This window comes from Bacillus sp. SIMBA_154 (genome assembly GCF_046536015.1).
In the GTDB taxonomy this organism is placed as follows: domain Bacteria; phylum Bacillota; class Bacilli; order Bacillales; family Bacillaceae; genus Bacillus; species Bacillus pumilus_P.
In genome coordinates this window covers 102,558-127,358 of sequence record NZ_JAWJBV010000004.1, presented here as the reverse complement: position 1 = coordinate 127,358, position 24,801 = coordinate 102,558, and the positions used below count along the sequence as shown (strand labels likewise).

3 protein-coding genes are annotated in these 24,801 nt (G+C 46.3%); all 3 read right to left on the bottom strand.

The features are described 5' to 3' along the window. Positions 1-7 precede the first annotated feature (7 nt). Entirely contained in the window at positions 8-10,141 is a 10,134-nt protein-coding gene (locus R0K30_RS09020) for an amino acid adenylation domain-containing protein (protein ID WP_410610213.1), read from the bottom strand. Between the two features lie 63 nt (positions 10,142-10,204). Beyond that, positions 10,205-14,038, bottom strand: coding sequence for a non-ribosomal peptide synthetase (locus R0K30_RS09015; protein ID WP_410610211.1), 3,834 nt, complete (start codon positions 14,036-14,038; stop codon positions 10,205-10,207). 45 nt (positions 14,039-14,083) lie between these two features. Continuing rightward, the gene (locus R0K30_RS09010) at positions 14,084-24,784 is read right to left on the bottom strand and encodes a non-ribosomal peptide synthetase (protein ID WP_410610208.1); all 10,701 of its coding nucleotides are present in this window, start codon (positions 24,782-24,784) and stop codon (positions 14,084-14,086) included. Positions 24,785-24,801 lie beyond the last annotated feature (17 nt).

Below are 24,801 nucleotides of genomic sequence, written 5' to 3'. Positions count from 1 at the left end.
TCTCCTCCTACATCCAATCCAAAATCTGAATCTTGCTTTTTTCAGTCCAAACGCCGACATCCCCTGTCGGATAGAGGTATTCGCCTGTTTGATGTTTGAATGGATGCGGAATTTTATGCGTCTCCATCCAATCAGCAAGCTCCCCACAAAGTGCTTTGATATCCTTTGCGCCGATAAAGATATCTCCAGGAAAGCCTATCGGCATGAGCTGATGCTCTTCACTCAGGACATAAATGTCCGTTTCACAGGAAGGATCATGCACACCTGAGTAGACCTCTTCTTGGTCTGGGTACAGCACGCTGACTTGTGCGTTTCTCGCCCAATCGCTGATCATCCGTTCTTTTTCTTCATTTGTCACGATCGTGAAGGAAGAGAGCGGTGTCTCCACTTGTTCTGTCATGGCTTCAAGTGTGTGAATCAGCTGCTGCATCAGCGTCTGTATTTGCTTTTCTGTGTATTGATTTAAACGGTATGTGACCCGAAGCTCCATCGTATCTCCCGGGACAGCCACAAAGGTTAAGTCATAATTCGTTTCTTCATGGCTTGCGATGTCTAAGATGCGTACGCCATACGGCTCAATGGATTCAATCGGATAGTTTTCAAACACGACAATGCTGTCAAACAATGATTCTCCACTTGGGATATCGGTCATCTGCTGAACATCTGGCAGCACCGTATACTCAAATTCCCGCATGTGAAAAACGGTTTCCTGCGTATGTGCCAGCAGGCGGGCGATGGTCCAGTCTGGTGCAATCGGCAAACGGAGCGGCAATGTGTTAATAAAGAGCCCTGTCATGCTTTCCACCTCTGGTAAGTCCGCTGGCCGGCCAGACACTGTCACACCAAATATGACATCCTCTGAGCCTGAATGAAGGTGCAGGAGCAGTCCCCACGCTGACTGTATCAGTGTGCTCATCGTGACCTTCTGCGTGCCTGTCATTTCTTCCAGCTTCCGCTGCATCTGGGGCGTCAGTTTGACGCTGACCTGCGTGATACCTGCTTCTTGATCCGAAGCATGCTCGCCGTCTCCAGGAAGCGGTGTTGCTTCCTCTACCCCTGACATATAATGTTTCCAAAACGCATGCGCCTTCCCTTGATCCTGCTTTTGCAGCCACTCAATAAAATCTTTATATGGACGTACAGCAGGAAGGCTGATCTCTCGTTCGTCCACAAGAGAACGATACAGCGCAAAGGATTCTTCAATAAAGCTGAACAAGCTCCAGCCATCTATTAAAATGTGATGAAAGCTAAAGACAAACGTGCATTTTTTCTCATCACAATGGAATAAAGCAATGCGAATGAGCGGTTCATCAATATGTTCTAAATCGAAATCCTTTGAACGATCGGATACTAAATAGTGTTCAATGGTCTCCTTCCGATCCGTTTCACTCAGGTGGCGCACATCGTGCTGAGTGAGATGAATGCTTCCTTCTGATTGAATCAACTGGACAGGCTCCTTTAACCCTTCCCAAGCGAATCTTGTCCGCAAAATTGAATGACGTTCTACAAGGAGATTCCATGCTTGTTCATAGGCCTTGCCGTCCGTTAAGCCTTCGAGCGTCATATGCACCTGACCAAAGTAAGCTTGTGACGCTTGATCTAACAGTGCATGAAACAGCATCCCTTGCTGCATTGGAGACAGTGGATACACATCGACCACATTGTCTGGAAGCTCGTCTATTTGCTTTTGCGTGAGCTGAACCATTGGGAAATCAGATGGTGTAAAGCCGCCTCTTGCCTCTATACAATGCGTCAGAATGTCCTCCATTTTTTCTTTGAAACGCTCAGGTAACAGGCGCACATCTTCATGCTGGAGCAGCTCTCGATTGATCATAAAATTCATTTGAAGCTGTCCATTGACAACGTATCCGTACACATCAATCAAATGCTGCCTTTCTGCTTTCGGATCGTGTACATACCCATTTCGTTCATCTGCTAAATAAAGCTTTACCTCGCCATCTGTCTGATCTAACTGTCCAAGGTAATTAAAGCTCATCTGCGGCGCTGCCGTTTTGAGTAAACGAGATTCTGTCATGTATTGAAGTAAGCCATAGCCGATTCCCTTTTGCGGCACTGCTCTTAAGGTTTCTTTGACGTCTTTGATTTGTCTTTCGATATCGGTTTTGATAAAAGGAATAAAAATAGGATAAGAGCTTGTAAACCAGCCGACTGTCCGTGACAAATCCATCTGTTCAAATAAATCCTCGCGTCCATGCCCTTCTAACGTCATGAGTATTGGCTTTCCAACGGCTTGCGTGAGTCCTGATAAGAGTAAATCGTTTACCTCTGTTCGGTACGTTTGAGATGCCTGCCTTAGTAAAATGTCGGTTTGTTCCTTCGTCAATTGAACAGACAGGATATCTGCATGTTCTTCTATATTAGAAAGCGCAGGCGTTTGAAAAGGGGAACCCTCTTCCTCTTGATCCGTGATCTTTTGCCAAAAAGAGGCCTGCTCTTGTAATTGATCTGTTTGTGCATATTCATATAGTGCATCTGCCCACTGCTCATAGGAGGCGGTTTTCTTTGCAAGTACTATGTCCTGCCCCGCAGCAAGCTGCTTCAGTCCATTTAATACATCTTCCTGTATAATGCGCCACGATATTCCATCCATGACGAGATGGTGGGCAGCGATGAAAAGCTCTGATGTGTCATGACTTGTGTGAAAAAGAATCACCTTGATCACTTCTCCTCGCTCTAATGACAATGTTCCTTGACAAGCGCCTGTCTCTACTCGGATTTGTTCAAGCGCTTCCTCCTGAGAAACATCCTTCAAATCAAAGCATGTGATACAAGGGGTGATGCCGGGCTCACGAATCGTTTGGATCCACGTGCCATCTGACTCTTTTGTATATGCCGCTCTCAGCATATCGTGATGATCGACAAGCTTTGAGAGAACCTGTGTCAACTGCTTTAGCGGCACGGACTGCTTGAATTCGAAATGTGCCGATAGATTCCAATAATCTTGGTTTGTCATCGATTGCTCAAAGAACCAAGATTGGATCGGAAGCAGACGAACATCTCCTGTAATAGGTGACTGATCATAAGACACTGAGACATCTGCCTTTTTCATGGCGCGGGCAAGCTGTGAAATGGTCTGCTTTTCAAACACATCTCTCGGCTGGATGGTGTAGCCTTCCTGTGCTAAGCGTGCCACCATTTGTATGACAATAATGGAATCTCCGCCAAGCTCAAAGTAGTTATCATGTACACCAATAGAAGGAGCACCAAGCAGCTGAGACCACACTTTTTCTAACACTCGTTCTTCCTCACTGGCTGCCCTGTCAATTGGCGTATCCACTTCTTCCTGCCTCCACTCTGGCGGCGGGAGACGCTTTTGGTCTACCTTGCCGTTTGGCGTGAGCGGCAGTTCATCCAGCTCCATCAATAGGCTTGGCACCATATAATCTGGCAGCATTTCTTTTAATGCTTGGCGAATGGCTTGCTGGGTCAATGCACCTTTTTGGACAAAATAACCGATCAAGCGTTTATGACCACTCTCGTGTTGATGCGGGATAACAGCACATTCTATGATGTCTTCAAAGCTCAGCATGGCGGCTTCAATTTCTCCGCATTCAACGCGGTGACCGCGAATTTTCACTTGATGATCAATTCTTCCAAGGCAGTCGATGATGCCATTTGACAGCCAGCGGCCCATATCGCCTGTTTTATATAAACGCGCTCCTTCTTGGAAAGGATGCGGGATAAATGATTGCGTTGTTTTTTCTTCATCTCCAAGGTAGCCAAGTGCAAGCCCTGTTCCGCCAACGTAAATCTCACCGATGACGCCTTGAGGGACTGGCTGCAGCTGGTCATCTAATACATAGGCTTGTGAATAAGTGATTGGCTGACCGATTGGAACCGTCGCCTGACCTTCGTCCAATGCTCGAATGTGATGCACACAGGAGAACGTCGTATTCTCAGTTGGTCCATAGCCGTTTAAAAGCCCTTCAGGCAAATACGGCAGTGCTTTACGGATATGAGCGGCTGACAAAGCATCACCGCCGACCAATAATGCGTTGAATCCAGATAAGGCTTCTGGATGTTCCTCTGTTAACCGGTTGAACAGCGGCACAGTCAGGAACCCTGTTGTGATCTTGTAAGCTTTCAGCGTGTCAGCCAGCGTATCCATTGATAAAATCGTATTTCGATCGGTGAGTATGAGCCTTCCCCCGTTCAGAAGTGCTCCCCATATTTCATACGTAAAGGCATCAAAAGAGAAGCTCGCGATTTGTAAAATGCGCGTATGTTCATCAAGGGTGACATAATCCGTTTCACATACAAGCCGGATGACCGCTTGATGCGGGATCAGAACTCCTTTTGGCTGTCCAGTTGATCCTGATGTGTAATTGATATAAGCAAGCCCATCAGGTTTTAAGGCAGCGGGCATGAGTTCAGCTTCTGATAAAAACTCTTCATACCCCTCGTCAAGACAAATGAGCTCGGTTTGACTGATCGACACCTTTTTCAGCCATTCGTTTTTTGTCAGCAAAAGCTGAATGCCTGTATCCTTCAGCATATAATCAATGCGTGATTCTGGATATTCAGGATCAATTGGCACGTAAGCTCCTCCAGCTTTCACAATTGCCAGCACCCCAAGAATCATTTCAGGCGACCTGTCGATCAAAAGCCCGACTGGTTCATGCGGGTTGACGCCACGCTGCTGCAAATAGGCGGCAAGCCGATCGACTTTCTCTTGTAACTCGCGATACGTCCACTGCTCTCCCTGGGATTCGATAGCAACGGCATGAGGTGTCTTTTTTACTTGCGCTTCAAATCGTTCCGTAATCAGAAGTGAGCCTGCTGGTTGATCCGTTTTGCCGCTCCATTCATAGAGCAATTGATGCTTCTCTTTTTCTGGTAGGAAATTCATTTGTCTGATCGGCTGCGCTGGATTTTCACAAATACTTTCGAGCAGATGCTCATAGTAACGGAGGAATCGATCCATCGTGCCTTCAGAAAATAAGTCCGCATCATACTCAAGTTTTAATTGAAGACCCTCATCCCCTTCAAAAACAAATAGGGATAGATCGAATTTAGCTGTATCGTTATCTTCAATGGCTAAAACCGATGTCGCCTCCCCCATTGGAGATGCTTCCAGCGGTAAGTTTTGCAGAACGAACATGACCTGAAACAGCGGCTGCTTACTGGCATCACGGACAATGTTCAGTTCATCTACCACCATCTCAAACGGCACATCCTGATGCGCATAAGCGCCGACTGTTGTCTCTTTCACTCGCTCTAATAGCTCTGCAAATGCAGGATTCCCGCTATGGTCGATCCGAAGTGCCAATGTATTCACGAAAAACCCGATCAAATGCTCCATCTCAGTCCGATTTCTTCCAGCAATGACCGACCCAATCACAAACTCATCCTGTGAAGACAATCGATGTAAAAGCGTAGAGAAAGCAGAAAGTAAGGTCATATAAAGTGTGCTGTCTGTTTTCTTGGAAAGTGCAGCGAGCTGCTCAGACAACGACTTCGACAAGCGGTATTTTTTCGTTTTTCCTCTGTAGGATTGAACGGCCGGACGCGGATGGTCATACGGCAATACCAAGTCTTCCACAGGTGCCGCAAATTGCTCCTTCCAATAAGAAAGCTGCTTATGCAGTGTCTCTCCTGTCAAATACTCCTTCTGCCATAGCGCATAATCGGCATATTGAATAGGCAGTGGCGGCAGGTGAGGCTCTCGCCCTTCAATCATCGCTGTATACCATTCGGATAGCTCTCTCGCGGCAATGCCGATCGACCATCCATCTGACACGATGTGGTGAATGGACATCAGCAGCACATGATCTGTGGCCGAAAGCCGAATAAGCTTCACTCGAAAGAGCGCTTCATTTTCTAATTGAAACGGTGTGCCCGCCTCTCTTTTCGCCCATTCAGCTGCTTTTTGTTCTTTTTCTTCCTGTGAAGCTATGTCTGAAAGATCCACCACCTCAAGCTCTGGATTGGTCATATGTTCATGAATGATCTGTACCGGTTCATCTCCGCTCATTGTAAAGGATGTTCTGAGCGATTCATGTCTTTGCACCATATGCTGCAGACTGCTATGAAGCATCTTCACATCTAAAGGTCCATTCATTCGAAAGGAAATCGTATTATTGTAAAACGGCAGATCTGGCTCTAATTGATAGAGAAACCATTGTCTTTTCTGGGCGTAGGACATCGGTATCTTCTGATCCTTTTCCATTTTTCTGATCGGAATCGCTTCATCCGTTTTGGCATGTGAATCGATCCAGTCCGCTAATTCCCCAAGTCTCGTATGTTCAAAAAGAACAGCGAGCGGCACGTCAAATCCCGTTCTTTGTCTTACCGCAGACAGCATTTGCGTTGCCTTGAGCGAATGACCTCCCAGTAGAAAGAAATGATCACCGCAGCTGATATTTGAGACATCGAGCAGCTCTGACCAAATGTGTGCCAAAAGTTTCTCCGTCTCTGTTTGAGGTGCTCTGTCCTCTGAATCCTGTCCGCTTTCTTCTATTAATTCATTGAAAAACGCTTCGTCCGGCACCCCGTCTTCTGTTTCTTTCCAACATTCCTCAGGATAGAGATGCACGGAGTATTCACCAGATAGACGAGACTGTAAACACGTATGAATGGAATGATACAGCCGTTCTTCAATCGCCTTTGTTTGATCGGTTTTGAAAAAGACATAAATGGCTTGCTCTTTTTGTATCTCAGCATGCACCATCTCCTGAATCTCTTTCTTCGACCGATCTAATCCCGTATAAATGAGTGAAGCATCTGTCATCAAACATGCCAGCATCGTTTGGAAGCCTGCCTGCTTTGAAATCGGGAGATAGCCTCTTTCTTTTAAAATGCCTTTGATCATGGAGCCTTCGCTCATTCCGATCTCATCCCACATGCTGAAACTAAAGCAATACGGCTTCACTGTAGATGTCAGCTTCTGATAATGAGCAAATTGTTCAACGAACTCATTAGCAGCGCAATAGGCGCCAACGGTCATACCGCCCTTTAACGTACGTGCTGACGAGCTAGAAAGGAATAAGACGTTTTGACGTTTGGAAGCAGCTTCATGAAGCGCAATCGTTCCATATACCTTTGCTGCGTACATGTCATGTAAAGAAACGGACGTCATGTCAGCAAGCAACTCTTCTTGAATGATGCCAGCGAAATGAATGATGCCATCCAGCCTTTTGGCTCGAGCCACCTCCTGCCTGGAGATGAGGGCTTCAACCTCTTTCGCATCAGTGATATCCACTTTTTCATAAAGAACGGTGCCACCATGGTCTTTCGCCTGTTTCTCGAGTGAGGTCAATATGTCTTGCTGCTCCGCAGATAAAGCCTCTCGCTCCTTTCTCCCAAGCAACACGAGGTGTGCTTGATCAGATTTCAGCAGGTGTTCACTGAGGATACGCCCAATTCCGCCAAGCCCACCTGTCATCACATAGAGCCCAGATGCTTCAAATGGCGGTTTCTTCATCTTCTGTTCCTTTTCCAGATGAAGAGGTGTCAAAAGAGGAATATAACGAACACTCCCGCGATAAGCGGCAACATGACTGTATTTGTCATGTGTGAGTTCTGCCATAATCGCTGATGCATGGGAATCACTAGATGCCGATTTTGTCAGAGAAAAATCAAGACATTTTACCTTGATAAACGGCCATTCATGCTGAACAGCTGTCATCAGTCCCACTGTCGTAGCTTTTTCTACATCATGTGTGTGATCCTCCGGCAAATTCATCGCATGGGCTGAGACAAAGGTGACCGCCACAGGTTCCTCATAGACGGAAATCGCTTTTGTTAAAAATAATGCACTCATGCTGCCTGTTTTCTGTGCTTGTTTCGCCTTGGCCACATGAAGCTTGTCTTCTTGGCTTGTATAGTTCCAAAGGTGAATGATGTGTTTCACCGAAACGCCATACGAACGGAGCGTCTCAAAGAGTTGTTCGTAGTCAGACGGCCGATTCGGGTGGATGATGAAGTGAGTATGAGTGAGTTGTGTGAATTCTTGACCCGGTTCAACCGTAATGCATGTTTGTTCGCTGTTTGAAAGAGATCTCAATTGATCTGCCAGCCCTAATGCGTCTGCAAAGATCACAATGTCCCCTGTTATTTGCTTTTCAGCTGCATCATGCGGAGCAGGTGTCCACTCCTTTTGATAGCTCCAATCAGGCAAGGTGTGTTCATTTTCTAGTCTGATGTCCATTTCCTTGATGATTTCATCGAATTCGCCTTCCTGCCATCTTGTCTTGAGCTGCGCCCTTTCTATTTTGCCAGAGCTTGTTTTCGGAAATGCATGCTTCTGGACAGGAATAATGCGCCATGCAGACAGACCCATTTTTGTCGCAATATGGGATTTGATGTGCTGGCTTGCCCTCATGATATAAGAAGGCTCATATAGCTTCGGTGTAAAAAAGAGAATCAGTTCATCGGATGCAGAAGCCTCCATCCGAACGGAGCAAGCAGCCACAAAGCTCGTTTCTACTCCTGGCACTTCCTCTGCAATGGCTTCAATTTCATAGTTGTGATAATTTTTCCCGTTGATGATGATCATGTCTTTTTCTCTACCGGTTAACGTCAGCCTTCCTTCGTGCAGGAAACCTAAATCTCCCGTGTGAAACCAGCCATCCGTTTGAAATACTTCTTGATTCGCTTCGTCATTCTTGTAATAGCCCTTCATTGTCGTTAGCCCTTTGATTTGCACGCTGCCAATGTGGTCTTCTGGAAGAAGCTCCTGCTGATGATTGACGATGCGAATCGTGATACCTGGAATCGGTCTTCCCAGCTCTGTAAAGCTGACAGTTCCCGTCTCACGCGCCTCAGCTGGTCTTAGCTGCTCTGTCAGCGATGTTTCTTCAAAGGTCAGTACCCCGCTGTTTTCATCTCCCCGCTCAATCGCAAAGGAGAAGACAACTGCTGATGAGATTTCAGACATACCGAAAGCCGGCCTGATGACATCTCCCTTTAAGCCGTGCGGAGCCAGCAGGTGTAAAAACCGGTGAATCGTCTTCGGTACGACTGCTTCTGCCCCATTGATCATGCAGGTCATGGCAGAAAGGTCCCAAGACCCTGAAGAGATTTCTTTCTCATAATCATTGATCATCGCAAACGCGAAGTTAGGCGCCCACGTCTTCGTTGCACGGTAGCGGTCCATCCAGTCAAGCCAGCGCAGCGGCTGAGCGATGAAATCATCTGTTCTTGCCCGAATCTGCTCACAGCCCGTATACACATTGACAAGGTGGAACATGACAATACCGCCAATATGGTCTAAAGGCATCCAGTCTAACGAGACATCCTCTTGTGTAAATTGATTGGCTGCCACCGTTCCTTTGACATTCGCAAGCACACTTCTATGAGAATGCTCTACGCATTTTGGCATCCCTGTACTTCCAGACGTTAAGATAAAAAAGACGGAATCATCTGGCGCCGCAGGATGAGCCTCTGTATCCCTTTCTAAAGAAAGCATCGGCTCGACTGCTGCTACATGTAATTGATCTGTGTGCCACAGTAAAGCTAAGCCTTGCACCTCTTCGATCAGTGATTCATCTGTTAAAATGAGCGGATGCTCTAGCAGCTCCCATGCATGATGGAGCTTCTTCACTGCGGCATTCATCTCCCGGTAGGTCGGAGCAGCCGATACAAGTGTCGGAACAAATCCGCCTAACACACATGCCCAAAAGGCAGTCACCATCGCATGATTCGATGAAAATTGAAAGAAAACAGGATCGCCTGCCTTTAGACCCAGCTCTCTTAAACCCGTCAGAACCCGCTCAGCGTCTTCCTTTAACCGTGCGTAGGATTGCTTGAGTTCGTTCTCGCTATTCACGATATAGGTGAGTCCATTTGTCGTTTTTGCTGCCTCTGTTAAGACGTCCTGCAAGGTCTGTGCTCCTGTTGTGACATCTAGATCCCCTCCATAGGAAAGGGCGGGCGGCATGTCCGCTAAAGCAGGCGCAGCCGTTTGCGTGTGTATCGATTCAGCTGCGGCCTCCTGCTCAAAATGATTGTCGAGAAATAAATGAGAGAGGTGATATGGCCGCGGTCGAATGGTTTTTTCACGCGAAAAAACAGCGAAGCGTTCAATTTCGTTGGTTTGTAAAATGGTTGTCTTTACATCTTGTAAAATCGCATCCATTGATTCATGTACACTAGATTGGTTAATGGTTGATAGTTTCATATGAGTTCCTTTCCTTTTTTGTCAGCCAGGGCTGCAAGACTGCACCCCTGCCTAACCTAAAGTTTACAAGACTGGTTCTCTATTTTTTTGATTGAATATCCTTTTGATCAGCTGTGCATTTTGAGCTGCACATTCTTTATGCTTGAACATTTCAGCGTGTTGACCGTAGCCTTGATATTGGCTAAAAGCACCAGTCGTCGCATGTTCCCAACCTTCCATCCAGTCCGGAATGTCCATTTGTTCTTCAGATTGGATGAAAGCAATATTTGCCTGTATCTCTCCTTGATTCACCCCCTTAACAAATGTTTCATAGTAGGCCCGTGTCTTTTGAGCAAGCGCTTCTTGGACGAGCTCCGCATGAGCCAATTCACTTTGCTTCGACTGATGGACAATCGCATCTATATCATCATCAATGGATCGTCCTTCTAAATCACTTTCTCCAATTTTCTTATAGGAGTCGATCATGATGACCTTTTCGACTGTACGCCCTGCTTGTTCAAGCGCTTGAACGAGCTCAAAGGCTAGATAGCAGCCGCCAGAGTACCCCATCAAAGTCAGCGGTCCTTCAGGCTGAAGATGCTGGATATGCTGAACGTATTGCGTGATTCGGTGATCAGCTTCTATAAAATCAAAGGCGATCAATCGAACACCATCGAGCGTTTTTGCTGCTTCCTGATAGATAAAGCCGTAGCCCGGTAATGGCGGGAGAGCAAAGACGGTTGGCGATTGAGATTCATTGAATACAAGATAGCCAGCGGCTTCCTGGTCCTGCTTTTGAATATAACGACTGATCGCTTCAATCGTTGGTGTCTCAAACAGCAAATGAATAGGCACCTGGACCTTGAATTCCTTAGACACTTTGGACAAAAGTGACATCGCTTTTAATGAATGTCCGCCAAGCTCAAAGAAATGGTCATCCGTGCTAATATCATCTCGTTCAAGCACTTCCCGCCACATCACGAGCAGCTTTTGTTCTACTTCATTTACTGGCAGCTTCACATGGCGCTTTCCTTGCGGCGCCTCTGGCTTTGGCAGCTGACGCTTATCAACCTTTCCATTTGTCGTGAGCGGCAGGTTATCGAGTCTGATCAGCTCATGAGGCAGCATATAAGCCGGAAGACGCTCCTTCAGCCCAGACTTGATCACATCGAGCTTGTCCTTCCATTCATCCTCACATGTGATATAGGCGAGCAGTCTTGTATGATTTGTTTCATCATGGTCAGCTATGAGTGCAGCTTGTTTTACACCTGGATGCACGAGAAGATGGGCTTCAATTTCTGTCAGCTCAATTCGATGTCCGCGAATTTTCACCTGATCATCTACTCTGCCTGCATACTCAATCAGACCGTCTTCTCGAAAATAAGCTAAGTCTCCCGTGCGATACAGCCTTTCACCCGCAGCGAATGGATGCGCGATAAAGGCTTGTTTTGTCAGGTCCGGACGATTCAAATACCCCTTCGCTAGTCCTTTGCCGCTAAGACAAATTTCTCCGACCATTCCAATCGGCTGAAGCTGTCCTTGCTGACTCAATATATAAGCACTCGTCTGATTGAGCGGCTTCCCGATTGGAATAGAACGTGCCTCTGCCGGTATGGCTTCATCTACAGGATAATAGGTGGCGAAGACTGTTGATTCGGTCGGGCCGTATACATTGATCAGTCTGCCTTTCCCCATCACCTCAAAGGCTTTCCTCACATGCTGAACCGATGCCCGCTCTCCTCCAAACAGCACCTTACGCACACCGCGCATCCAGTCTGTCCCTTCATCAACGAGAAGATGGAATAAAGCCGTTGGAATAAACATGACAGAAATGCTTTCTTCTCTAATCAGCCCGGTCAGCTCGCGCATGTCTAAAATGGTCTCTTTTTTCGGCAGTACAAGCTTCGCACCGTTTAAAAGCGCGCCATATACATCAAAGGTAAAGCCATCAAATACGCTATTAGATAACGACAGCAATGTATCTGTTTCTGAAATGGTTAAGTAATTCGTATTTTTGACCACCCGGGCAATATTGGAATGGGTCGTCATGATGCCTTTTGGCTGTCCCGTTGTTCCAGATGTATACATGATGTATGCCGTATCATGTAAACCTGCTTCAAGCGGCAGATTCTCTGAGCTCATCAGTGAAATTTCCTGATCATCTGCAAAAAGATACGTGCCATCAAACGCGAGTGCCTTCGCCTGACTAATGAAGGTTGAGTGAGTCAGAAGATGCGTGGCCCTGCTGTCTTTCAGCATATATTGAATGCGGCTTTCCGGATAATCAGGATCAATTGGCACATAGGTTGCGCCTGCTTTTAAGACAGCAAGCAAGCTGACAATGAGTTCAGACGTGCGATCTGCTAAAATGGCGATGACCGTTTGAGGTGCAGCCCCATTTTTTTGTAAATGCCTTGCCAATCGATTGGCCTGTTCATTCAGCTCCGCATATGTCATCGTGTGCTCTCCCGCTGATAAAGCCACCGCATTCGGCTGTTTGCGGACATTATGCTCAAACCATTTAGACAAATAGAGCTGATCATGCTCAAGCTCAGGTGCATTCCATTCCTCAAGAATCAGCTGCTTTTCCTGCTTCGTCACGAGAGTAAGTGTGTGAACTGATTGATCTGGATGCTTGATCGCCTCTTTTATCAAAAGAATCAGCTGCTCCTTTAACCGGTGGACAAATGCAGGGTCAAATGCTCTTTGGTTAAAAGCCAGCTTCAATTGCAATTGTTCTCCGGGCGATGCAAGCAAATTGAGATCATAGTTCGATTTTTCATATACATTCATATCTTCCACAGTAAATCCTAGCAGTGCCTCTTGTTCATCCTTCTTTGCAGCTGGGACATTCTCAAACACCACAATATGATCAATAAGCTGCTGCTGACCTGTCTTTGCCTGAATATCATATATCGGGATATATTGGTGCGGTTCGGCCGCAAGAGACTGCTGCTGTGTTTCTGATAATAGAGAACAAAATGTCATCTGATCTGTCAGTTGAATTCTTCTTGGGATGACATTGATGAACAATCCAACCATCCGGTCAACGCCAGCCAAATCTGCCGGACGTCCTGACACAACCGTTCCAAACAGAACATCATTTGACCGCTGGTACCTGCTCAGCAGAATCGACCAAACCGATTGAAGCGCACTGCTTAACGTGGCATTCTGCTGCAATGCTAGCTCTGATAAAGCAGCCGTTTCTTCTTTGCTCATAGACCATTCGATTTCGCCTAATTCATACTCATTTGTTTGTTTTCGTTGTTCTTTAAAGGTCGATTGTCCATCAAATCCTGCTAATGATTGCTGCCAATATTGAAGTGACGCTTGTTTATCTTGTTTTTCCAGCCATTGAATATATTCTTTATATGGTTTGACAGGCTCTAGCTTGTAAGGCAGGTCATGCAAAAGCGCATGGTAAACCGCATATAATTCCTGCACGACAAGTCCAAAACACCAGCCATCTAGCAGGATATGGTGATAGCTCCATATCCAGCGATAGCTAGCAGGGCCCGTTTGGAAAACGGTTGCCCGCATGAGAGAATCCCTCGAGAGGTCAAAGCCTCTCAGTTGATCTTTTTGTTTGAAAGCCTCAATACGCACAAGCTGTTCGTCTTCAGAAAGATCCTGCATGTCCACGACATCAAGTGTAAAAGGACGTTTCTTCAACACAACTTGGATAGGGCGCTTCACTTTTTCATGGAGGAACACGGTACGAAAAATATCGTACCGTTCCACGATGATATTCATGCTTTTTTCAAGCAAGTCATGACGAAGTGTGCCCTTGACGTTCATATCCATCTGCTCTACATAAAAACCCTTTTCTTGATGATGGAGGGTATGAAACAGCATTCCTTCTTGCATCGGTGACAGATAATACATGTCTTGAACTTGATCCCTTTTAAATTGAATCATCTATTTCATTCCTCCTTTCCCTTTTTTATGACTGATCTAGTGGTGTTAGGTCAATTTCTCCTCAAGCATGTCAAAGATATCATCCATTTCATCCATTTCAAGGTCAGCAGCAGAGAAGTCACTTGGCGTAAACTCTCGCTCGTGACGCGCTAAGCAATGGGTGATGACGGATTGGATTTTCCCCTTCAGCAATGCCATGAACTGCTGTATCGTCTGTTCTTCATATTCATCTGTACAATAGGAACACGACAAAATGAATCGATTGTGTTGAACAAGACCACTGAGATTCAGCTTATAGACAGCTTCTGAATCAGGGCTTGCTTGTCGTCCCATATCATAGGCGGACGGTCCAAAGAGTTCTGTCGTCACTTCCTGATCAATCTGCCCAAGATAGTTCAAGCTGATTTCAGGATGTATGTGTTGTGCTGCCGCCTCCGTAGCTGTCAGGTATTTTAAAATGCCGTAGCCAATTCCTTTATTCGGCACACGTCTCAGCATCTCTTTCGTTCCTTTAATAGCCTCAGCTATTGTCTGACCTGGCTTCGCTTCAAGAACGACTGGATACATACTCGTAAACCAGCCAACCGTGCGGGATACATCTAACCCTGATAAAATATCCTCTCTTCCATGACCTTCAATCTGCACATGTACATGAGATTGACCTGTCCATTCCTGAACAGCAAGACCGAGAGCACACAGGAGAACATCGTTTATTTCTGTTGTGTACGGAAGGTGAATATCGGTCAAAAGATGCTCAGTTTCTGTTTCTGTCAGCTGCATTTGGATCGCTTTGGTTTGAGCGACTTTTCTTACTTTCACTTCATGATCAACAGGTAAAGTGGTAAATGGCATGCTGTCAATCTCTGTCCAATACTCATGTTGGCTTTTTAATGGCTGTGACTGCGCGTAGCGCTCAATCGCCTCTGCCCATTCTTTGAAGGAGTGGGTTTTTGGCGGCAGAACCAGTGTTTGTCCTTGTTCTGCCTGCTGATAAAGAGACATAAAGTCCTCTAGTAAAATTCGGCATGAGACACCGTCAATGACAAGATGGTGGGTCACCATGAGTAGATGATCACCGTTTTCCGTATGGAAACAAATCACTTTCATGAGCGGACCTTTTTGGAGGTTCAGCTGACGCTGATACTCATTGGCATATGTGGAAATGGCCTTTATCACGTCCTGCTCTTTTGAGACATCACGAGAAATAATCGAAAACGGTTCTGTGAGATCCCGCTGATTGTATTGCAGAATGTCATCATGCTCCTGCCTGTAGACCATACGCAGTGCATCATGATGTGAAAGTAATTTCTGCATCACTTGTTCTGTAATCGAAAGGTCAAATCCATTTGGCGCATAAAGCATCATCGAGAGATTCCAATGATGCTGGTCGCTGAATGCTCGCTCAAAGAACCAGCGCTGAATCGGCGTCAAAATGACTTCCCCTTCAACTGGTGACTGGTCGGCTTTCATTTGATCAGCTTCTTCGATATATGGACGGAGCTCCGCAATCGTTGGATATTGGAATAGCAGCTTCATATCGAGCTTCCAGCCCTCTTGCGTGAGCCTGCTCGCCATTTGAATGCCTTTAATCGAATCTCCGCCAAGGAAAAAGAAATGATCGTGAATGCCGACTTGGCTCACGCCGAGCACGTCTGCCCAAATGGCACAAAGAAGCGTTTCGACTTCGTCTCTTGGGGCTTCGTATGCCGTTTGATCCGCTTCCACATTTGGAGCTGGCAACGCTTTGAGATCGACTTTGCCATTTGCCGTCATTGGAAATTGGTCTAGGTTTATGATCCATGATGGCACCATATATTCTGGCAAGGTGCGTTTTAAGCTTTCTTTTAAGTCTTTTGTTCCATTCTCCGTGATGACATATGCGGCAAGGGCGTCTTGATCGCTTGCATCTTTCACCGTTGTCACGACTGCTTCTTTTACTGAATCCAGCGCAAGAAGCTGAGCTTCAATTTCTGACAACTCAATACGGAAGCCGCGGACATTGACCTGATGGTCTTTTCTGCCGAGATAGATGAGCTCGCCATCCTCTGTCCATTTCACCAAATCGCCTGTGCGGTACATGCGCTCCCCTGGATAAAATGGATCTCGTACAAATCGTTTGTCCGTCTCCTCTGGAAGATTCCAGTACCCTCTTGCCAGTCCTTTCCCCGCAATGACGAGCTCACCCGGTACGCCTGGCGGCGAGAGGTCATATAACGAACCCAAAATGTAAAAACGAGTATTGGCAATCGCTGTTCCGATAGGAAGCGTGCCTTGATCTGGATTGATGATACCGCTTGTCGCCACGACCGTATTTTCAGTCGGGCCGTAGTTATTCACTAGTTTGTATCGAACGGGCTTCACCTGTTTCAGCTTGTCTCCGCCTGTCAGTAAGTAGCGCAGAGAGTGATTGTCCATCGACATAAACTGCTCACATAGCTGAGTTGGCAGGAACGCAATGGTGATGCCTTCGTCATTGAAATACGTATTGAGCTTGATCATATCGAGGCGAATCGCTTCGTCGATAATGTGCAGCTCTGCGCCGGCGATCCATGTCGGGAACATCTCCCAAATGGAGGCGTCAAAGCCAAAGCCGGCATATTTGGCGGTTCGATCTTTATTTGTCACCCGGAAGGCATCATTGTGCCAGAAGGCGAGATTCACTAGTGACTGGTGTTCGACCATGACACCCTTCGGCTGTCCAGTCGTCCCGGATGTGTAAATCATATATGCGAGATCAGTTGGTTTGACATCAACCTGAACGTTTTGCGTTCCTCCTTCTGCGGCATCTTCTATCAACAGGACATGACCTGTGAAAGAAGTTGGTGCATTGAGCTCTTTTTGGATAAGAAGCACTTCTGCCCCGCAGTCTTCCAGCATGTATGCAATGCGCTGCGCTGGATAATCGGCATCAATCGGCACGAATGCCGCACCAGCCTTGAGGATGCCAAGGACGGCGGCCGTCATGTCAAGGGACGGGCGGGTGAGAATGCCGACGCGATCTCCTGGTTTTGTGCCGTTTGAGATGAGTCTTGAAGCGACTACATTTGCCCGGTTATTCAGTTCTTCATATGTCCAGCTGGTTCCGCAGAAGGTCGCCGCTTTTTGATGAGGTGCTTCATGTGCCTGTGCCTCAATCAATGCATGAACGGTTTGATCTGACGGGACGTCGAGGACCGGTCCTGACCATTCGCCGAGCAGTTCCTTCTTTTCTTCTTTTGTTAAGATAGATAGCGCTGAAATTGGCTGATTCAGCTTAGCCAGCATTTCGTCTATAATTTGTTCAAAATATCGACTCCAGCGCTGAATGGTACTCTTTTTAAACAGTGCCGCTGCATACTCAAAGCGCAGGCCCACTTGATCTTGTTCTTCAAATACACCAAGAGTTAAGTCAAATTTTGCATGAACCGTGTCCTGCTGCTTTTGGGAGAGCTTTAGTCCATTCAGTTTCAGATCCGGTAACGTCAGGTCACGGTCATCCGTTGTCAGCATGACACTAAACAATGGATTGCGGCTCACGTCTTTCGGAAGATCTAACTGTGAAACCAATTCCTCAAACGGGAATCCTTGATGTTCATAGGCTGATAGGTTGCGATCTTTCATTTTTTCAAGCAGGTGCTCGGCGGTTTCTTCCAGCTGCAATTCATTTCGAAGGGCCAGTGTATTCACAAACATGCCTGGAATCCGTTCGAGTGAAGCATGTGTACGTCCTGCTGTCACAGCGCCTATCACGATATCTGTCTGCCCAGTTAATTTATGAAGGAAAATGGCAAACGCGGTTTGCATCACCATGTTCAAGCTCACACCTTTTTCAGCCATGAGCGTTTTGATGGACTGCGTTTTTTCAGCAGATAACCATCTATCGACTCGGTCTCCTTCAAATGACTGAACACTAGGGCGCGGAAAATCAAGCGGAAGCGCCAAATCTTCTGGAGGTTGTGCATATTGCTCCAGCCAATACTGCCGCTGTTTTTCAAGCGATACTTGCTGTTTTTCCTCCTGCTGCCATACCGCATAATCCTTGTAGTGCAGCTGAACTGGCGGTAACGCCCTTTTCTCATACAGCTCTGCCAATTCTTGAACGAGCAGACTGCGTGTGACACCATCTGCAATGATATGGTGGATATCCATCATGAACACAAATTTCTCATCAGAAAGCTTAACCACTTTCGCTCTCATTAATGGTGCCTGTTGTAATGAGAATGGTGTGATGAATTCCTCTACGACAGATTGCTCCTGATCGCTCTGTATTTCAACAACCTCTAACGTAAACGGTACCTGGCGATAAACTTTTTGGACTGGCACACCGTCAATTTCCACAAAGGCTGTCCGCAAAGATTCATGTCTTTCGATTAAAGCTTGAAGCGCTTCTTCCAGCTGCTGCAGATCAAGGCTTCCTTCCATCATTAAAACGGCTGGCATATGGTAGGTGACTGCGTCTGGATGCAGCTGCTGTAACACATACATACGCTTTTGTGCGGAAGAGACGGGATAGAAATCTTGCTTTTCCGCTGACTGAATGGATGTGACGACCGAAGAATCAGCTTCTTCCAAGTATGCGGCCATCGCCCGTATGTTTGGCTTTTCAAAAAGGACTTTGAGCGGCACATGCTTGTTTAGCTTGGCTTGCATCTTCGAAATGAGTACCATGCCTTTGAGGGAGTGACCTCCTAATTCAAAGAAATGGTCATGAACACCGATTTGTTCAACCCCAAGAACATCTGACCAAATGGCACAAAGCGTTTGCTCAAGTACCGTTTCTGGTGCTACGTGCGCCGTACGGTTCATATGCACCTCATGTGGAAGCGGCAGAGACTTCGCATCCACCTTTCCGTTTTGTGTGAGCGGAATGTGATCCACTTTGACAAAATAGGTTGGAATCATATAATCCGGCAGTGCCTCCGCAAGCTTTTCTCTAAACATCAGCGTTCCAATGTGTTCAGGCGCTGTGTAATATAGCGCAAGCTCAGGTAAACGGGACAGGTGAAGCACTTTGACATACACTTCTTGAAGGGTTGAAAGTGCACGCGCGGCATGCTCAATTTCTTGTTTCTCAATTCGGTAGCCGCGGATTTTCACTTGATCATCTACTCTTCCAAGAAACTCAATGTCTCCATTTGCATGCTGTCTGACCAAATCCCCTGTCCGATACATCCGCTCTTGAGGGAAAAATGGATTTTCAAGAAAACGCTCTGCTGTTAATTCAGGCTGATTCAAATACCCTTTCGACACGCCTTCCCCAGATATATAAAGCTCTCCCGGTGCGCCATAAGGGACAAGGCGCTGCTCTCGATTGCATACGAGCGCTCTTGTATGAGCAATTGGCTGCCCGATTATAGAGCGTTCCTTTAAAGTGTCCAGCTCATGCGGTGTGATCAGCTTGGTCACTGTTCCGATGGTTGTCTCTGTTGGACCGTAATGGTTCATCACTGCCACGCATGGATGCTGCTTCATAAATGTCTCAACATCCTCAGAGACAATGGATTCTCCTCCAAGTACAACAAGGCGTAAAGCGTCAAATTCATGATTCTTAGAATCTTCCATCATATGAAATAGGGATGGTGTCATTTTGATATAAGTCAATTCTTGCTCATCAATGAAACGCATGAGACGCACAGGGTCTGTATACACATCTTCACGAGGAACATAGAGTGTACCCCCTGCTTTTAAGACAGGGAAAATGCTTGTGTAACCGAGATCGTATGCATAAGAAGAAAGCAGTGCAGTTCGATCATATTCTTGCAGTGTTACCTCATTTGTCAGCCAGGTGACGTAGTGTGATAGATTACGATGCGTAAGCTGTACACCCTTCGGCTTCCCTGTTGTACCAGATGTATAAATCACATAAGCGAGCTGATCAACCGATACATCCAGCAGATCTAACGAATGGTTTTGGTGCACTGCTTTTTCGACATGTACCACTTGAAGAGACTGCTGATCCTTATATGAATGGGTATGCGTCTCATTTGTGACGATGACTTGTGCACCTGAATCTTCTAATGTATAACGGATACGTTCGGCAGGAAAAGCCGGATCAATTGGTACAAATGCACCTCCTGCTTTCATCACACCGAGCATTGAGACGATGACATAAACAGAGCGATCAAGGATGAGCGCCACAGTACTTTCTTTCTCTACGCCTCTAATCTTCAGTTCACTGCTGAGTGCATTTGACATGTCATCAAGCTCGCGATAGGTGAGCTTCCTTTGATCATCCATGACCGCAATGGCATCTGGCGTTTCCTTTGCCTGACGTGAAAATTGGACATGAAATGGCTCATGACGATTCGTTTGCCCTTCATCTTTTTTCTCCAACCGCTCCATTTGCTCATGCTGGTCCAGTATATTGAGCAAGCCGATCTGTTCATCCGGATGGTGGATCGCCTCACGAATAATCGCCAGAAGATGAGTTCCTAACCGGCGGACGGTCTCCTCTTTAAATAATGCCGTTGCATAGTCAAGGCTCAGTTTTAATTCTCCCTCACGTTCAAATGCCTCTAGAGACAAATCAAATTTGACCGAGCGATGCTGAATGGCATAAGGCGATATGTGAAGATCGCCGAGCCTTAGAGCTGGAACCTCCATGTTCTGCATATTAAACGAAACGCTAAAGAGCGGGCTCCGAGTTGTATCACGATCTAGCGGAAGACGTGCAATTAGCTCTTCGAGTGGATAGCTTTGATGTGCAAAAGCCTCGACACTCGTTTCTTTTATTTCTTCAAGCAGCTGTAAAAATGATTTGGTTTGTTCTGGTTTCCCGCGCATCGCAATGGTATTGATGAACATCCCCGGCATGTCCTGTATATCAGGGTGTGTCCGCCCTGCAACAGGGGAACCAACGATGATATCTTCCTGCCCACTATAAGAAGCGAGCAGCACTTGAAATGCAGATAACAAGAACATATACAAGGTCGTATCTGTTTTCTGAAGCAATTCATGAATGCGCTGAGTCGTCACTTGATCACAGCCAAACATCACTCGTTCTCCGGCAAAATCACGTTCGGCTGGACGCGGATAGTCTGTTGGTAAATCTAAAACCGGTAATTCTCCTTCGAATTGCTTTAGCCAATACGCTTCATGCTCCCGCTGTTTCTCCGTCTCTTCTTCACTTAACTGCCAGACAGCGTAATCTTTATAATGAATGGCTCTTTCTGCAAGTGCTTCTCCATCATAGGCCTTCGCCAAATCTTGAATGAACGTCTTCATGGAGCTGCCATCTGTAATGAGATGATGTGCTTCCAATACTAGAAGATGACGGTTTTCATTGACTTTCAACAGCTGCGCTCGTAAAAGGGGTGCGGCTGTCAAATCAAATGGTGATTGACGTTCAGTAAGAAACGCCTCTGCATCTTCTTCCTTTATGTCATGGACGGGAAGGTCAAATGCAGCACGTTCATGCACCCTTTGTACAATGTCTTCTCCGTTCATATGAAAACTCGTTCTCAAAATTTCATGCGTTTGGATCAACTGATCAAACGCTGAGCTGAGCCGCTGATGATCGAGTACACCTTCAAGTGTTAATACGATCGGAATATGATAGTTCCTGCTGTCAGGTTCGAGTGTCTGCAAAATGTATAAGCGGCGCTGAGCTGGCGACACCGGATATTCTTCCGCCTGCGTTGCTGGCAAGATCGGATGGCCCTGTTCTTCTTGACCGTCCTGATCGATATATGCCGCAAGTGAACAAATCGTTGGCTTCTCAAAAATCACTTGAATCGGGACTTCCTTTTGAAACACCTCTTGAATCTTCGCTGACATCATCATCGCTTTGAGAGAATGTCCCCCAGCCATGAAGAAATGCTCGTCTACTCCAATCGTTTTCCCAAGGAGCTCCTCCCAAATTTGAGCGAGTGCCTTTTCCGTTTCGGTTTCAGGCGGAATGATCTTGATCTCTTCACGATGCGCTTCGTCTGGCTTTGGTAAGGCTTTTCGGTCTACCTTTCCGTTCGCTGTAAGCGCAAAGGCATCGAGCTTCATCACATGGTGCGGCACCATATAAGCTGGTAGCTCTTGATTGAATAAAGCTCTCACCTCTTCTTCTGTCATAGTCCCCGTGAAGTAAGCGGTGATTTCCTTTTCATCTGAAGAAGACTCATGGACGAGTACAACTGCATCATCTATGCCAGTCTCTTGCTGAAGCATCGTTTCAATTTCACCGAGCTCAATACGGAAGCCGCGAATTTTCACTTGATCATCTTTCCGGCCGAGGAATTCAATCTGGCCATCCGCGCCATACCTAGCCAAATCCCCCGTTCGATACAAACGTCCTGCCGGCTTAAAAGGGTCTGCCATGAATACTTGATTGGTCAAATCTGGACGATGGAGATATCCTCTTGAGACACCATCACCGCCGACATACAGCTCTCCTGGCGCTCCAATTGGCTGAAGTCTTTGATAGTCATCTAAAATGTAGGCTGACGAATGATGAATCGGCTGACCAATTGGGATCGTGCCCGTTTCATTCCCTCTCACTTCATAAATGGTCGAGATCGTTGTATTTTCTGTCGGGCCATATGCATTCAGTAATACAAGTGCTGGATGATTCTTTTTCACAAGCTCTGCACTCTTCACATTGATCACATCGCCGCCTGTGATTAATGTGGTTAATCCTTTGAACATCTGCGGCCGCTGCTGAGCCAGCTGATTAAATAATCCAGTCGTTAAAAAGAGCGCCGAGATCTGATGTGTTTGAATAAATTGTTCGAATCGATTGATATCCAATAAAGTATTACGGTCAACAGGATAAAGCGTCGCACCACCCAGCAGCGTGGTGAAGATTTCAAAGGTAATGGCATCAAAGCTGACTGCCCCTGTATGCGCCATACGATCCGAAGCGTTCAAACCCAATTTTTCCTGAGAACATGCTAATCTCACAATATGCTGATGCTCAATTTGAACACCTTTTGGCCGTCCAGTTGAGCCCGACGTATACATGATATACGCCAATTGAGAAGGAGACGTCCGGACTGAGAAGTCCACGTTTGAGCAATTAGACATTTCTGTCACATGAATAGCCTTGATGTTTTCGTAAACTGGCGGCTGACTGTCAGCATAAAGCAAAATCGATACGCCGCTGTCTTCAAGCATAAATTGGATTCTCTCCTCAGGCTGGGATGGATCAATCGGTACATAAGCAGCCCCTGCATGAAGAACTGCTAAAATGGCGATGACCGCATCTGCTGATCGGTTCATATACACCGCGACAGCATCCTCGGGCTGTACACCGTTTTCAACCAGACTGCCAGCTAATTGATGGATTTCTTGTCCAAGCTCTTCATATGTGAATGCTCGATCTCCTTCGACTAATGCCAGATGGTCAGGCTGCGCCTTGATGCGTTCCTTGAGAAGCTCAGGAATGGACAGGTGCTTCGGATAATCTCGCTCTGTCTTGTTCCACGCTTCAATCTGCTGCTTTTCTTCTTCCGTCATACATGTCACTTCATGAAGGCGTACGTCAGGGTTTTGGATGATTTGCTTCATGAGATGGGTCAGGTGTTTAGAGATATTTCCAATCACCTGTTCTTCAAAAGCTATTGCATTGTATTTCATTTTCAATGTCCACGTTTTACCTGGATAGACAAGGACATTCAAATCGAAATTCGTTTGTTCAAATCCATCCTTTACATCAATCGAGAAACCAAGACGTGCAGACATGGTGTCACCAGACAGCTCTTGATCCAAAGGATAGTTCTCAAACCCAACCAAGTGATCGAAGAGCTGTCCTCCACCGGCTGTCTTTTGCTGAATCTCATAAAGCGGCATGAAATCATAGCTTTCCGCTTCCAGGGCATGCTGCTGAACCTTTTGAAACAGTTGTTTGAAAGTCTGCTCCTGATCCAATGTCACCCGGACTGGTATCGTATTGATAAACAGCCCTGCCATGCGCTCAATCCCAGACACACTTGGAGGCCTTCCCGATACGACCGTTCCGAATGTGACATCATCTGCCGCATGATATGTGCCTAAAAGAACGGACCAGACAGCTTGAAACAGGTTCGGTGCTGTCACTTGGCATTGTCTTGCTGCATCTTGAATGGCTTGTACCATGTCAGCATCCCATGTGAACGTCGATTCCTGATGGTCGTATTGCCCGTTCGTCTCTTTCTGATGAAGCAGCCCTTGATGCTGAACAGCACCGTCTAGACGCTCCTTCCAATAGCCTTCCGCTTCTTGTTTGTTTTGTTTTCCAAGCCACTGGATATAGTCTGCATAAGGCTTACCTTGTGAGCGGTCAGGCGTTCGTCCGTTTCGGTAAGATTCATAGTAATGAAACAGTTTTTTCATCAAAACACCCATGGACCAACCATCCATGATGATGTGATGGTTGCTCCAAATGAGATGCCAGTTTGTTTCATTTAATTGAAAAACAGCGACTTTCAACAACAGATCATTCGTTAAGTGAAATCCTTGCTTTCTCAATTGCTTTTTATATTGATCTAATACCTTTTGCTGCTCCTGATGATTCAGATGAGATAGATCCTCTCTATACATATCTAGATGACGTTCAGCTAGTACAACCTGACGAGGCTTTTGCAATTGCTGATAGACAAAGGCTGTACGGAGAATGTCATATGTCCGTATAAGCTCATTGAGACTCTTTTCAAAAAGATCGAGATCAAACTCTCCGCTTATTCCAAGCTCAAGCTGTGTGAAATAAGAGGAGGAATTAGGGTCTAGCATGGCATGATACAGCATGCCTTCTTGCATTGGTGTTAAAGGATATACCTTTTGAATTTTCTGTTTGCTCATAGTCCACCTCTTCATTT

What these genes read in the sequence shown, in the direction of transcription:
- R0K30_RS09020 (WP_410610213.1), bottom strand. Translation starts at nt 10,141, where the DNA reads ATGAAACTATCAACCATTAACCAATCTAGTGTACATGAATCAATGGAT.
- R0K30_RS09015 (WP_410610211.1), bottom strand. Translation starts at nt 14,038, where the DNA reads ATGATTCAATTTAAAAGGGATCAAGTTCAAGACATGTATTATCTGTCA.
- R0K30_RS09010 (WP_410610208.1), bottom strand. Translation starts at nt 24,784, where the DNA reads ATGAGCAAACAGAAAATTCAAAAGGTATATCCTTTAACACCAATGCAA.